Here is a 14,147-nt window from a genome sequence, read left to right on the forward strand (position 1 = left end):
ACAAATTTTAAATATTTTCCCCAAAATCAAAGTGTCCCTGTATCTGTTTGAACAACTTTACGAATTCGGGAGACGTTACGTTTCTGTGATAGGACAAATCATTATCATATATTTTATAAATGGTTGCATCGGGTGATTTGGACATAATGCTTATTCTCTGTCCTAAAAGTATGGCTTCGGTTATATCGTGCGTTACAAAAATAATAGTTTTACCGGTTTTCTGCCAGATCTTTACAAGTTCGATCTGCATGATCCTTCTTGTATGCGCATCCAATGCTCCGAAGGGTTCATCCATAATTAAAATTTCAGAATCATTGGAGAGGCTTCTTGCCATTTGAACTCTCTGCTTCATTCCTCCGGACAGCTCCCCCGGATATTTGTCCTCGTGATTTTCAAGGCCGACCAGCTTAATATATTCAGACGATATCTGTCTGCGCTCCCTGGACTTGATTCCCTTCATTTTTAAGCCGTATTCCACATTTCCCCTGACAGTCAGCCACGGAAATATTGCCGAATCTGCATTTTGAAATACCACACCCCTATCCCGTCCGGGTTTTTTAATTTCAATACCGCCCAGTGTGACGCTGCCTTCAGATTTGGAAATAAATCCGGCAATAATATTCAACAGTGTCGATTTTCCGCATCCGCTCGGACCAAGTATGATATGAAACTCTCCGCTCTTTATTTCAAGATTGATATCCTTGATTACATTACGGCCAGATTTTTTTATGCTGAAATCATTTGTATAATCCTTTGAGAGATTATCTATTTTAATGCATGTGCCACTGCTGATACTCATTTGCTCACCATACTTTCTTTTTATTATCGGTACTTAACAGATTGATTTTTTGAGATTGTCTATTTTTTATAGGTAATTGTATCCGGGAATACCGCTTGAAGAGGCTCTAAATATATATAATCCCTGACACTGAAATCATATTTGATCAATTTATTCCGGATTGACCATTTTGTAACACTGTCCAGCTGGTCCACATCCTGTTGACTCAGTCTGATATCAAAAATTGTATCTCCCAATACCCTTGCTATATTCTCTACAGGTATTTTAAAGTTATCTTTTACAATATTGGCAGCTTCCTCCGGATCAGCGTTGATCATATCAACTGCTTCCTTTAAAGCTTTCAAAAGACGCTGTACGCCTTCATTATTTTTTTCAAGATATCCTTTTTTGAGCATCAGAAATCCCTGCGGAGCAAATCCTATTAGACTGTAATCACCAAGATTTCTGCCTCCCAGTTCTTCAACCTGGCTGCTGATATCCGCTCCTGCCCAGATTGCATCGGCATCCCCTGATTTCACGAGTGCAAGCCCCTCTGCAGTGCTGCTGATATAAAGAGGATTTACCGATTTCGGATCAATACCGAATTTGTCATAAGTCTGTGCCCAGACATATTCATTTACGGTTCCTTTTTGTACAACTACCGATTTACCTGACAGCTCTTCAACTTTTTGAATATTGTCTTTGAGTACATATAATTTTGCTGCACTTAATTTATTACCAGCGATAAAAGAAATAAATTGCAGCTCGCTTGCTCCGCCCAGCCGGCTTACCGCCGCAAAATCCATGGCTTCTCCAATATCAGCCTGGTCCAGCTGAACTGCATTTATGGTATCAATCCCATATGCATAAGTCTGATAGTTTGCTTCGATATTGTATTTTTTCAGTATTCCTTTGTTTTTGGCAACCCAGAAGGGATATGCAAAAGTACCTGAATCTACTGCAATATTGATTTTGAAGGTATCTTTATCTTCCGAACCTGATACTGCTTTTGTTGTAGAATTTGATTCCGTATTTTGTGCCGCAGCCTTCAAATCACTGTTTGAGTTGCTGCCGCAGCCTGTAATTCCACCGGACAAAAGGCTGATAATCATTAAAGCTGCAACTGGAAGCTTGAATTTTTTGTTTTTCATATTACACCCGCGCTTTCTTTTACTTTTAGTATTGAATTTAAAAATTTATTTTTTATTTTATGGAATTAAAAAAACTAAAGAATAATCACAGCATTTAACTACAATTATCCTTTAGTTTTCTAATCAGATATATTGGATTTTGAAAATATTCAATTCTTTTTACCGCCAGTGTTATAAATGAATTATGTCATATAATTCCTCTATGTATGTTTATATTTATTATTATATTTACAATCAGGTTATGCAACAATAGATTAAATTTAGATATTTAACTGACTATATTTGGATTAAGACCTGTAATCCTGCCTGTTCACTATAGCCCTTAAGGTTTATTGATTCCATTTGCAAGGTCAATAAGTTCATTATAGGTGTTTTGTCCTCCTATATTCATGCTCATCTCAGAAGTGGGCCGGAATCCGAATTTTTCATAAATTTTACGGGCATTTTGACTGGCTGAAATAAGCTTCAGCTCGGCAACCCCTTTTTCCTGTCCCCAGAGCCTTACCTTTTCCAGAAGCCTTGTGGCCAGACCCCTGCCGCGGTATTCGGGTTCGGTGTAAACATCAATAACCCAGCCGTAATAACCCGGTTTAAACAAATAGTAGGGAAAGTCCCTTTTCAGCAGCAATCCGGCAATTGCTGCAGGCTGTCCGTCCGTTTCCCTGTCATAGGCAAGGAAATGAAGCATATCCTTTCTTTTATATGCATCAGTATAATCCTGCAGCAAAGTAGAATCCAGATCGTCCCTAAACGCATCCCGCGGGACACCCGTATCACTGAAAAGTTTCTTTCTCATATTCAAGACTACGGGAATGTCCTTTTCCTCAGCTGTCTTTATTAAAAAGTCTCCATTTTCAAATTTCATATTTGCAACTCCCCAATCAATTTACATAATTTAACACGTTGTGCTAGTTAATTTAGATTTGCTTTACCTGTGTAATTCTTTATATCAACTGGTAACTTCCGCACTAACTTCATGAAATAGGACGCAACCAAAACAATTACAAAAATTGTACCGCCTCATTAATAAAGCGATTTTGTCGTCGCTCAAACTCGACATCCTGTCTCGATTTGAAGCTCAAAGCAGCGTCCTGCTGCTTTGTCGGCAAAACCGCTTTACCTTCGTCGACAATTTATCGTAATTGTTTTTAACCATGCATCCTATTTCATGAAGTTGTCCTCGCGTACCAGTTGATTCCAAATAAATTTATCTGTAAAGCAAAACAAAATTTCAACTAGCACAACAGATTAATTTATATTAAAATATCCTGTTCGTTCGTCCTATTAATTGATTCTATTCATTCATTTTTTCGTTTCATCAAACTATTACTCATTCCGTCCCATCAGCTTATTCAGGCTGTCCAGCAGATATTCTTCGGTCTTTCCCGGGGGCAGCGCCGCTTTCATACCATAAAGCGCCGCACTGTTTCCCGTCGAAGCTTCTGGATTGCTTTTTACTTCTGCTGCAGCAGTTTTTAAATCTTTCAGAAAACTTTCGGCAACATTCTCGTGAGCCGGCGTCACCATAAAATGCAGACAGTCCGGATTTGTCTGCTGATCTATTACCCACCCCTTCTCCTCCAGCTTATCTGCCAGGGCATGAATATTTATACTGTCTGAACCAAAAGCAAAGACGCCGGCTTCAGGTTTCCCGAGTATAAACAGTCCGGGAATTTCCGTTATGCCCTTCTGCAGCTGTCCGGTTATGTCCATAACTGTGCGGGCCAGCTTCTGATAACCCTGCCGGCCCAAATAGTTCAGAACCGCATAAGCGGCTGCTATTGCACCGCCCGGCCTGGTGCCTGTAGCCGATGGAGATACGAACAGGCCGCCCGGCCAATCGGCATAGGCAAAATACTGGTATCTCCTCAAAGTGCTGTTCCGGTACAGTATGGCAGACACTCCCTTTGCTGCAAAGCCATATTTATGCAGGTCTGCAGAAATAGAACTTACACCCGGAACAGAAAAATCAAAATCCGGAACCCGGTAACCGATATCCTTTATAAAAGGCAGGATAAATCCTCCCAGGCAGGCATCCACATGAAACCGCAGTCCATGTTTAAGCGCAAGCTGACCCATTTGAGCTATTGGGTCGACAATCCCCTGTGGATACGCCGGAGCTGACCCCACTATAAGTATTGTATTGGGTGTGATTGCCTGCTCAAGTGCTTTTAGATCAGCTTTATACTCATCAGTCAGCGGTATATGCTTTGCTTTGACACCAAAATAATGAGCTGCTTTTTCAAAGGAAGCATGGGCCGACACAGGTAAAATCATTTCGGGCTCCCTGATTTCCGGATGAAGAGCCCGGGCCTCATCCCTGTATGTCTTAACAGCCATAAGAATACTTTCGCTGCCTCCGCTGGTCAGACTTCCGGCAGTCTCCTCACCGCCGTGAAACAGGTCGGCAGTCATGGACAGAATATGGTTTTCAAACTGGCGCAGGCTGTTGAAGACCGTAGGATTTAAGGCATTGGCATGGAAAAATTTCAAGTAGGCCTCTTGGGCGACTTTGGTTATTTCTTCACCTGCATAATATACAAGACTCCAGGTCTTTCCTTCCTTCCAGTTTCCATCTTTTATTTTGAGTTCATCCATATTTGAATAAATTGTCTTCAAATCCGAACCCTCATTGGGAAATTTAAGCATATGTTAACCTCCATGAGCCGTGTTATGGCTTTGAGCCGGTAAGCGGCTATAAAATAATAAAATTTTAACAAAGTCCTGTTACTCCGGTTAAATAAAATACTCAATATCGGTCTCGAATTCTGAAAAAAACTCTTCAAATATCTCATTCCTTATTTTTGTATACTCGGGATTTTTCCGGTTTCTTGGCCTGGGAACATCATTCCTGACAATCCTCTTTATGGTTCCGGGCCTCTGGGACATCAGAACAACCCTGTCGGCCAGATAAACAGCTTCGTCAATGTCATGGGTCACCAGAAGCATTGTGTTCTTTTCCTTATGCCAGATTTTAAGTATTTCCTGCTGCATATTTATCCTTGTGAAAGCATCCAATGCACCGAAGGGTTCATCCAGCAGGAGCATGTCGGGATTGTTTACCAATGCTCTGGCTATGCTGGCACGCTGCTGCATTCCCCCCGAAAGCTGATTGGGATATGCCTTGCCGAAGTTCTCAAGCCCGACTAATTCCAGATGCTGCCGCACAGTTTTTCTTTTGCTTTTTTGAATTTATTATTTTGTTTTTCTTCCGAAGCATCTCTGAGGCCGAATTCCACATTTTTCTCAACTGTCAGCCATGGAAAGAGCCTCGATTCCTGAAACACGAAGCCGCGGTCTACCGACGGCTTTCTTACTTCCTGTCCCTTAAACAGGCAACTGCCCGTATAGCTCTGCTCCAGGCCGCCGATTATACGAAGCAGAGTACTTTTTCCGCAGCCGCTGGCTCCCACAATACATATGAATTCACCTTTTGAAATGGTAAGGTTTATATTGTTCAAAACCTGAAGCATACCCGAATCAATTGTAAAATTGATATTCAAATTTTTTATTTCAAGAATTTCTTTATTTGCATCAGTCATCAGGTTAACCTCCGTTTTACCGATTGATATTTATAACGTACAGACGGTGAATATTTACTTGCTTGTTATATTCCATTTCAAAACCAGCCTTTCAACCGCCCTGAGCAGTATATCCAGCAGCAGTCCCACTATTCCTATTGAAATAACTCCTGCCAGCATCACATCAGGCTGGGATAACTGTCCCGCATACGATATAAGATAACCTATGCCTGAGGAAGCAGCTATCAGCTCGGCGCCCACAACACTCATCCAGGCTATTCCCAGACCTATGCGTATTCCTGTAAATATGGCAGGAAGAGCAGATGGAAAAATAACTCTAAGCAGGATCCTGACAGGACTTTTTTCTAAAGAATATGCCACCTCGAGATATTTTTTGTCGGTGCTTTGGATACCGTAAACAGTATTAAGCATTACAGGAAAAAATGTACCGAAAGCTATCACCGTTACTTTGGACGATTCGTCAATCCCCATCCAGAGAATTAATATGGGAACCCATGCAATTATTGGAATGGGTCTGATTATTCCAAAAACCAGAGTCATGGCACTTTCAAATTTTCTTATGAGACCCATAAGTGTTCCTGCTATTATGCCCAGTATGCATCCCAGCAGATATCCTTTTATTACCCGGAGCAGGCTAACGCTCAAATGCTGAAACAATTCTCCGCTCTGTGCCATGGCAGCCAGTGTTCCGCCTATGGTAAAAGGTGAAGGCAACACCGAAGCATTGATTTTACCGTTTTCACTGGCTATTTGCCAGGCTGCCACTATCAGGACAGGCGTCAGAAACATCAGTAAAATATTCAGGCGTTTATCAAAACGGCTTATTTTAGTGTTCATTTTGAAACTCATATACATTTCACCCCTTAAATAGCGCAGGCAGGATGAATACACATTCACCCTGCTCAGGCGGTATTTCTATAGATTTATTTACGTCTGAAACCAATGTAGTGATTTTTTTGAGGAATCACTTAAAGCCTAATTCTGAATACCTGCCAATTTTAAATATTGAGTATCAATAAGTGCGTCCACGTCCACATCTTTCTTGATAATCTGATATTTTCTCAAGAATTCCTGGGATTTCTTTATTGAATCAATATCTTCGGAATTTAAGCCTATATCATCCACAACCACTTTTGAAAACATGGGTGCTAAAACGCTCGGGTCAACACCGGCATCGGTGCCGACTATCTTAAGTGCCTCCTCCTGATTTTGTGCAACCCATTTTCCAGCTTTGTCAAGCACCTTCAGAATTCTGGCAGTTACATCAGGATGCTGCTGCAAAAACGGGTTATTTGCAATAATGACATCAACTTCCTTTTTATAACCCACGCCGTCAGCCAGTTTATCTGTAACTCCCTTTGCAAGAGTCATGCTGGCATAGGGTTCCCAGGTAACCGCCGCATCAACATTTCCCGACACCAGACTTGAGACTATGTCGCCGGGCATCAGATTTACCTGCTGAATGTCTGCCGGCTTAAGACCTGCTGATTCCAGATATATGTACAGCAACTGATGGCAGGTTGAACCTATAGTAACACCAACCTTTTTGCCTTTTAGCTCTGCTATGGTTTTTATTCCAGAATTTTTGGTTACAAGCAGGCTGTTAACCTGATCGGAACTGATATATTTTCCCACTATTTTAATATCTACATTATTTGCCCTTGCCGAAAGCGCAGGTATGTCGCCTGTTTGACCGAAATCCAGTTCTCCAGCTGTAAGAGAGGTGATCAGCGCAGGTCCTGACTGGAATTTGCTGAATTGAAAAGTAATATTGTCCTTTTCAAATTCCTCTTTAAAGAAACCTTTTTTATCTGCTATTACAACTTGCGAATGTCCCGGCTGATAACCGTATTTAACAACTATATTTTTATCTGCAGAGGTTTCCTGTTCAGTGCTCTGTGCAGAGGTGCCGGCAGCCTGAGACTGTGATGTACCTGCCGGAGCCGTTGAAACGGCAGAGCTTTGTGTCGATGCTGCAGACTTTGTATCACCGGAGGTATTACCGCATCCCGCTGTTGTTGTAATGAGCAGTAAAGATAAAGATGTTGATAATATTCTTTTTATAATTTTATTTTTTAGCATGGAAATGCCTCCTCTTTATTTTTGGGTTTTTAATTTTATTTTGCCAATCTATCCAGGTGCAGTAAAAGAGGATGGTTTTTTTCCTCTTCCGCTTTTCTTATCTTATAGGTCTCTTCCCGTATTTCCTCGGGTTCTATTACCCATACCGCAGCCAGATCGGCATCCGGAATCCTCTGGCTGATTATTTTGTAATAGTGTTCAAAAACAGGGCCGGTTATATGGCACTTGACCGGAATGCCCTTTATTTGTATACTTCTGCCATCTTCTGATTTTACAGATACCGCAACCTTTTTCTTAAACCAGATACTGTTTACAAGATTGCTGTTGGTTCTGGAGGATTCCAGGAGCTCAAGAAAAACAAGATTTCCATCCCGGTCAACATTGAGGGAGCCTTTAAAAACTACATGCGGCACACCGTCTTTATCAGTGGTAGCAAGCACCTTGACGGCTTTGTCCTCTTCCACCAGCTCAATGATATCTTTTTCAAGTCGTATAGCCATATTTTTTTCTCCTCTCTACAGTACCCGGTCCAGATCCGAGTCAGGATGGTTTCCGCAGCGTCTGTAATTATCCATATCGATTGAAAGGTCATACTTTTTTCGGAGTTCATAAAGCCCCTTGCTTAACCTGACATAATACTCAAGGGAAGGATTGTTCTGATTCTGGAACACTGACCCAGGATATGGAACCCATACACAATGCACCGTACTTACACCATGCTGAGCGAAGTCTTCAGCCTCTTCCAGCGTAGCCTTCAGAGCATCCTCCTCTGTGGTGAAGCCTCCGGGCTGCGCTGTTTCAACCCCGCCTACGATTCCGGTATTTACAAAGCCTCTCCCGAATATATCCACCGCTGCAAATATGCGGCGCTTCCATTCCTTGTAGCCAACAAGCTTGCTTTTACCGGGACAGACCGAGGCAAAAAGCTTTTCATTCAATACTTCCATATCGGAGGTGAAGGACATTACCCCCGTATTTTCATATACCCTTGCCAGCTGCTTTTCAGAAAACGCTGAAGCTATTATCTGGCTTGGAAACCTTTTGGTTTTGAAATTCCTGCCCACGGCCTGGAGAATTTCGATATACATTTCCACCTCATCGTCAAAAATCTCCTCACCGCTCAAAATCGAGCCTGCCGTCATTTTTATGTTTGTGAACCTTCCAGGCTGTTTTAATGCTTCACGGACTGTTTCATAAACATCCTCCGCATCCAGCCTGGCAGGCTTGTTAAATTCACGTTTGCTCCTGTTGAAATTAGCCCCCATGTTACAGAATCTGCAGCCGTCTCCCTTATCCCAGAAATGGCAATAGCTGTAGGGGTCAATATCCAGCCTTTGAGGCCTTGCGGTGGCTATCTGCCACATTGGCTTTCCCGAGGAGGTGAGTTTATCCTGAAAATCAGGCTTATACCAATATTCAACCTCTTCAACAAGCTCTCCATTATCGGTGAGATACAATTTTCCGTCAATTTTATCCACTACATAGGGAGCATTTCTCAAGGTAGGAACAGGCCCTGTAAGTATGGAAAGGCCGTCCCTCAGTATCAAGGATACCGGCATATAGTCATGTTTTTCACCTACCGAAGCAAAAATCCCTCTTGCCTGGACCTGATGAATGTTCTTATCGGCAGCTTCCAATGCCCTTTCACTGTATACCACCGTTCTTCGCTGAACATCTGCTTTAATTATTGCGTATGGAGATATATCGCTGTATTTTTCAATTACCTCCTTCAGAGTCAGTTCAGTTTGCTTTTTATTCAATAATTCAACTGCCATTGGATACCGATCTCCTTTTAGTCCGATTTAAAAAACCTATACAGCTATTTAATAAAATTTTAATCTTGTTTTAGAGATGCTTTTTAATAGCCGCAACCCTGTCAAGCCTTTCCCAGGGCAGATCAATATCCGGCCTGCCAAAGTGGCCATATGCTGCGGTTTGTTTGTATATGGGTTTTCTTAAGTCCAGCGAGTCAATTATTGCGGCCGGTCTCAAGTCAAATTCCCTGCTGATGATATCAACAATTTTTTCATCCGGGATCTTCCCTGTGCCAAAGGTATCAACCGAGATGGAAACAGGTTTGGCAACACCTATTGCATATGCAACTTCAATTTCCAGCTTGTCTGCAACCCCGGCAGCTACAAGATTTTTTGCAACCCATCTGACCGCATAGGCCGCCGATCTGTCAACCTTTGTAGGATCCTTGCCGGAAAAAGCTCCGCCCCCGTGTCTTCCAACTCCGCCATATGTATCAACAATTATTTTCCTGCCTGTAAGGCCGGCATCTCCCTGAGGACCTCCAATCACAAATCTGCCGGTGGGATTAACGAAATATTTGGTGTTTTCATCAAGCAAATCAGCAGGAATTACTTCTTTGATTACATACTTTATAATATCTTCTCTGATTTGCTGCAATGCCGCCTCTTCACTGTGCTGTGTGGAGATGACAACTGTATCTATTCTTTTAGCATTGCCGGCATCATCAAATTCCACAGTCACCTGGGATTTTCCGTCAGGTCTCAGATATGTGAGAGTTCCGTTCTTTCTTACTTCTGTAAGCCTTCTGGTCAGGCGGTGTGCAAATGAAATTGTAATGGGGAGATATTCCGGGGTTTCATTTGTTGCATAACCGAACATCATTCCCTGATCTCCCGCACCTGTTCCAAAGTCCTCCTTCGAATCACCCGTCTTTGACTCATATGCCCTGTCTACACCCAGTGCGATATCCGCAGACTGTTCATCTATTGAGGTCAGAACAGCGATGGAATCGGCCTCAAAGCCATCGGCATTTTTTGTATAACCGATTTCTCTGATTGTATTTCTTATGATTTTGGGAATGTCAATATACGCCTTGGTGGATATCTCACCTACCACTAAAGCCAGACCGGTTGCTACTGTTGTTTCAGCGGCAACTCTTGAATAAGGATCCTGTTCGATTAATGCATCGAGTATTGCATCTGATATCTGATCGCATATTTTATCCGGATGTCCTTCCGTTACTGATTCTGATGTAAATAATCTAGCCATAAATACTTCTCCTTTTATATTAATTTTTATTAATAAGGCAGAATCAATTTCTCTGATCAATTCCGTCTTTGCTGCAGCTCCACTCCAAATGCTCTGCCGATCACCTTGCTCTCATGCTGCAATTAAATATATACTATTCCGATATGTTTATTTTAATATTATGCATTTTTCATTACAATGGAGTAAATTTTGATAAATAGTAGACTAAATTTAGATTTATTCCTTCTATTTCGGCAGCTTTTATGGGCAGTTCCCTCCGCCCATGTAGTATAGGAATTCAATTATATCTCCTTCTTTTATAATGAATCCATCGTATTCATTTTTCTGAACTATGGTGTCATTGACCTGAACTGTCACATATTCCTGCATTTCAACATATCCCTGATTAAGCAGTCCGGTAATGTTTACTTCCCTTTCAAGCTCAGTTTCCTTTCCATTTACAGTAATCAACATAATACAACTCTCCTTTTTAAAATTTTAACCGCATACGTTTAAACATGATCTGCCTTTTCCAATAAATCTCATTAACTTATCTCCCAATTATCATCTATGAGTTGCATCACCTGGCCGACATTATATAGTACGGTTCACTATATTTTTAACAAGAATGGCAAGCTGATGAAGATTTTCCTTCAGCAGATACGCACAACAGCTGTTTTTCATGGCAAATTTTATGCTTTCAGGCGATACATCTTCAGAAACTATTATGAATGGCGTTTTCGGTGCCAGTTCGTTCCTGGTAAACAGGGCCTGGATTGCATTAAAGTGGGGTGTTGAATTATCGGACAAAATAATATCATAACTGCTAAAGCTTAAAGCCTGTCTCATGGCATCCTCACTGCACACATACAGACTCTCCACCTCAAATCCGCCTCTTTTGAGCTCAAGGACATTTAAATCGGCAATATATTTAAACTCTTCAATTATTAAAACTTTTATTTTCTGCATATAAACCCCTCATCCCGCTGCTATGCAGCGACAGAAATATTATGAAAAGCCGCATTGCAGATAATTCTTCATTTATAAATTATAGTTTTTCTGGTTTTGACTGGCAACAAGACTAAATTTAGAATTTAAGTGGTTTATATTTAGGTATTCTTTTTTGAAATTGACTTTAAAAAGTAATGTGCTAGTATACTTATTAAACAAATATTTTTAGTAGGTATTGCAATTGACAAATAATACTTAAAATTATATATTATACATATATTTATAGTATGTTATTTAGGGATAAATAAGTTTTTTGGAGGTTAGCTATGTTTATATTGGAAAGACGGCATTTCAATGATATACTCAACCATTCGATTAATGGCTTGCCAAATGAAAGCTGTGGTCTTTTGGGCGGAATTATTGACGGAGATAAAAAAATTGTTCAAAAAGTTTATCCCTTAAAAAATATTGATCAGAGCCCCGAACATTTTTCCATGGATACTCAGGAACAATTTAAAGTAATATCTGATATACGCAAAAACCGGTGGCAGCTTTTAGCAAATTTTCACAGCCATCCTTCTTCTCCTGCAAGACCTTCCGAAGAGGATATACGATTGGCTTTTGATCCTGGTATCAGTTATTTGATTTTATCTCTCGAAAACTGTAAAAGTCCTGTTTTAAAAAGTTTTATAATAGCGGATAAAAACGTGAACCTTGAAGAATTAATCGTTTTGGAGTGATTTCTATAAATAACAAAGATAATTCTGATATAAAAAATTTAAATAATTTAGACTTTCAGGAAATAGCAAGCAGGCTTCAGATTTCAAATAATGAGCTGCACGCCTTTAATTATACCATATCTCATGAAATTAAGGCTCCGGTCCGGGCGATAGACGGTTATGCCAGAATTTTTATCGAGGATTACAAAAATACCGTTGCCCAAGAAGGTATTGAGCTTATTCAGAACATCAGAGGTATATGCAGTGATACCCTGATTTTGATAAACAAGCTTTTGGAGTATACCAGGTTTACTGATTTTGAGCCCATCCTGGAGGCATTGGATCTGAAGGAAATGGTTAAGGCTGTTTTCGATGAGCTTGTAATCGGTTATTCAAAAAATCAGAAAATGATTTTAAGGTTTGAAGATGATATTCCTTTTATTTTGGCAGACAAAGTGCTGATGAAACAGGTAATTACAAATATAATTTCAAATTCCTTAAAGTTTACCAGAAATGTGGATATTGGAATCATTACCGTAGGCTATCTGCTTGTCAATAATGAAAACCGATTTTACATAAGGGATAACGGTGTCGGTTTCGATATGAAGTTTTCAGAGAATCTTTTCGGTATGTTTCAGCGTATGCATTCCATAAATGATTTTGAAGGCAGCGGTGTAGGCCTTGCAATTGTAAAAAAAATAATAGAAAAATCCGGAGGCAGAGTCTGGATAACAGGTGAGGTTGGAATAGGCGCCTGTGTTTACTTTACTATCAGCCAGGAAAATATATTGAAATAACTGCGGGCATTATAGAACTGAGGTGAATCAAAAATGTACAAAACATTAATCGTTGACGACCGGGATATTTTTCTTATTGAATTGGAGCGCCTTAAGGTATGGGGTGAAATATCAGGTTTTGAAGTTGCCGGAAAAGCCAGTAACGGCAGTCAGGCTATTGATTTACTCAAAAATAACGAATACGATCTGGTATTGACAGATATTAGAATGCCCATAATTGATGGGCTTCAGCTTTTAAGGGAAATTAAAAAGGAGAATCTATGCTCCTGCGTTGTTATCATCAGTGAATACAGTGAATTTAACTATGCCAGGCAGGGTATAGTTTTGGGAGCATTTGACTATCTCGTAAAACCTGCCGCCGAGGAAAGTTTGCTGCAGGTTCTGCAAAGAGCAGGGAACTTTTTAAAGGAAACCTCGAGCTATGTTTCCGATAACAATGACTGGATATATCCGGCAGCTGAGGAGAAAAATATTTTTAATTATATTAAAAACAGGGACTTCTCGGCCGTTCATTTGTTTGGTTCAACTGCAGAAAATTTATACCTGGCTTTATCCGACAACATTATTAAAGCAGATATTATTATCAAAAAGCTGTATCACAATCTTATAAAAGCAGTTTATGAAGAATTTAAGTGGCTTGAAAATTTTATCGGGATCAATTATTTTGAAGAAGTGGATTTTTTACACGACGGCGATACTGATACCTTTAAAGAGTTTTATATGAGAAAATTAAATTATTTAATCAGGTTTATTGTAAAGTTTCAGCCCGATACTCAGGATGAAAATATCCGGCATATCTGCGAATACATATTGAATAATCCTGAAGATGATCTGAAACTGAAAGTAATAGCCGAAAAATTCTTCATTAACAATACGTATTTGAGTAATTCCTTTCCGGCCAAAACAGGTATTCATTTCAACGATTATGTCACCATGGTCAAGATGACCCGTGCAGAGTATCTTTTTAAAAGTACAAACTTGAAAACCTATGAAATAGGCTTTCAGATAGGCTACCGTGACTTGAACTATTTTATGAAACAGTTTAAAAAGATATACGGATTAAGTCCTTCGGAATTCCGGAATACCGACTATACCGATTATCAAATTTGATTTTCTCCTCCGCT

General features: G+C 40.3%; 16 protein-coding genes. 3 read left to right on the forward strand and 13 right to left on the reverse strand.

All coding sequences use genetic code 11. The features are described 5' to 3' along the window. Positions 1-7: 7 nt before the first annotated feature. The 13 genes from CTER_RS12405 to CTER_RS12460 all read right to left on the reverse strand — a co-directional run bounded on the left by CTER_RS12405 (position 8) and on the right by CTER_RS12460 (position 11,525). Positions 8-799, reverse strand: coding sequence for an ABC transporter ATP-binding protein (locus CTER_RS12405; protein ID WP_004625882.1), 792 nt, complete (start codon positions 797-799; stop codon positions 8-10). Positions 800-858: 59 nt separating this feature from the next. Continuing rightward, a complete protein-coding gene (locus CTER_RS12410) occupies positions 859-1,929 on the reverse strand; it encodes an ABC transporter substrate-binding protein (RefSeq protein ID WP_004625744.1) in 1,071 nt (356 codons plus the stop codon). A 322-nt stretch (positions 1,930-2,251) separates the two neighbouring features. After that, complete coding sequence (locus CTER_RS12415) at positions 2,252-2,794, reverse strand: GNAT family N-acetyltransferase (protein WP_004625780.1); 543 nt, start codon at positions 2,792-2,794, stop codon at positions 2,252-2,254. Between the two features lie 461 nt (positions 2,795-3,255). After that, a complete protein-coding gene (locus CTER_RS12420; protein WP_004625875.1) occupies positions 3,256-4,578 on the reverse strand; it encodes a pyridoxal phosphate-dependent decarboxylase family protein in 1,323 nt (440 codons plus the stop codon). An 87-nt stretch (positions 4,579-4,665) separates the two neighbouring features. Further along, entirely contained in the window at positions 4,666-5,097 is a 432-nt protein-coding gene (locus CTER_RS29175; protein WP_004625787.1) for an ABC transporter ATP-binding protein, read from the reverse strand. Then, positions 5,076-5,471, reverse strand: a complete 396-nt coding sequence (locus CTER_RS29180) for an ATP-binding cassette domain-containing protein (protein ID WP_004625805.1) — start codon at positions 5,469-5,471, stop codon at positions 5,076-5,078. Before CTER_RS29180 ends, CTER_RS29175 begins: the two co-directional genes overlap by 22 nt. A gap of 54 nt (positions 5,472-5,525) precedes the next feature. Then, positions 5,526-6,320 (reverse strand): ABC transporter permease, encoded by a 795-nt coding sequence (locus tag CTER_RS12430; RefSeq protein WP_242834978.1) that lies wholly within the window; start codon positions 6,318-6,320, stop codon positions 5,526-5,528. 126 nt (positions 6,321-6,446) lie between these two features. Then, the gene (locus CTER_RS12435; protein WP_004625839.1) at positions 6,447-7,553 is read right to left on the reverse strand and encodes an ABC transporter substrate-binding protein; all 1,107 of its coding nucleotides are present in this window, start codon (positions 7,551-7,553) and stop codon (positions 6,447-6,449) included. 35 nt (positions 7,554-7,588) lie between these two features. Beyond that, positions 7,589-8,053, reverse strand: a complete 465-nt coding sequence (locus tag CTER_RS12440; protein WP_004625731.1) for a pyridoxamine 5'-phosphate oxidase family protein — start codon at positions 8,051-8,053, stop codon at positions 7,589-7,591. A 15-nt stretch (positions 8,054-8,068) separates the two neighbouring features. After that, the gene (locus CTER_RS12445; RefSeq protein WP_004625885.1) at positions 8,069-9,328 is read right to left on the reverse strand and encodes a radical SAM protein; all 1,260 of its coding nucleotides are present in this window, start codon (positions 9,326-9,328) and stop codon (positions 8,069-8,071) included. A gap of 70 nt (positions 9,329-9,398) precedes the next feature. Next, entirely contained in the window at positions 9,399-10,577 is a 1,179-nt protein-coding gene (gene metK / locus CTER_RS12450; protein ID WP_004625730.1) for a methionine adenosyltransferase, read from the reverse strand. Positions 10,578-10,817: 240 nt separating this feature from the next. Then, positions 10,818-11,030, reverse strand: a complete 213-nt coding sequence (gene thiS / locus CTER_RS12455) for a sulfur carrier protein ThiS (protein WP_004625854.1) — start codon at positions 11,028-11,030, stop codon at positions 10,818-10,820. 120 nt (positions 11,031-11,150) lie between these two features. Continuing rightward, positions 11,151-11,525 carry a DNA-binding transcriptional response regulator gene (locus tag CTER_RS12460; protein ID WP_004625853.1) on the reverse strand — a complete coding sequence of 125 codons (375 nt, stop codon included), beginning with the start codon at positions 11,523-11,525 and terminating at the stop codon, positions 11,151-11,153. 308 nt (positions 11,526-11,833) lie between these two features. Between CTER_RS12460 and CTER_RS12465 the strand changes: the two genes are divergently transcribed. From CTER_RS12465 to CTER_RS12475, 3 genes are read left to right on the forward strand one after another with little or no spacing between them, the layout of a single operon-like run. Beyond that, complete coding sequence (locus CTER_RS12465) at positions 11,834-12,247, forward strand: M67 family metallopeptidase (protein ID WP_004625845.1); 414 nt, start codon at positions 11,834-11,836, stop codon at positions 12,245-12,247. Beyond that, complete coding sequence (locus CTER_RS12470; RefSeq protein ID WP_004625756.1) at positions 12,244-13,023, forward strand: sensor histidine kinase; 780 nt, start codon at positions 12,244-12,246, stop codon at positions 13,021-13,023. The genes CTER_RS12465 and CTER_RS12470 overlap by 4 nt, the downstream gene beginning before the upstream one ends. 33 nt (positions 13,024-13,056) lie before the next feature. Further along, positions 13,057-14,133: a response regulator transcription factor gene (locus tag CTER_RS12475; protein ID WP_004625733.1), complete on the forward strand. Its 1,077-nt coding sequence runs from the start codon at positions 13,057-13,059 to the stop codon at positions 14,131-14,133. Positions 14,134-14,147 lie beyond the last annotated feature (14 nt).

Source organism: Ruminiclostridium cellobioparum subsp. termitidis CT1112, assembly GCF_000350485.1.
Taxonomy (GTDB): Bacteria; Bacillota; Clostridia; order Acetivibrionales; family DSM-1351; genus Ruminiclostridium; species Ruminiclostridium termitidis.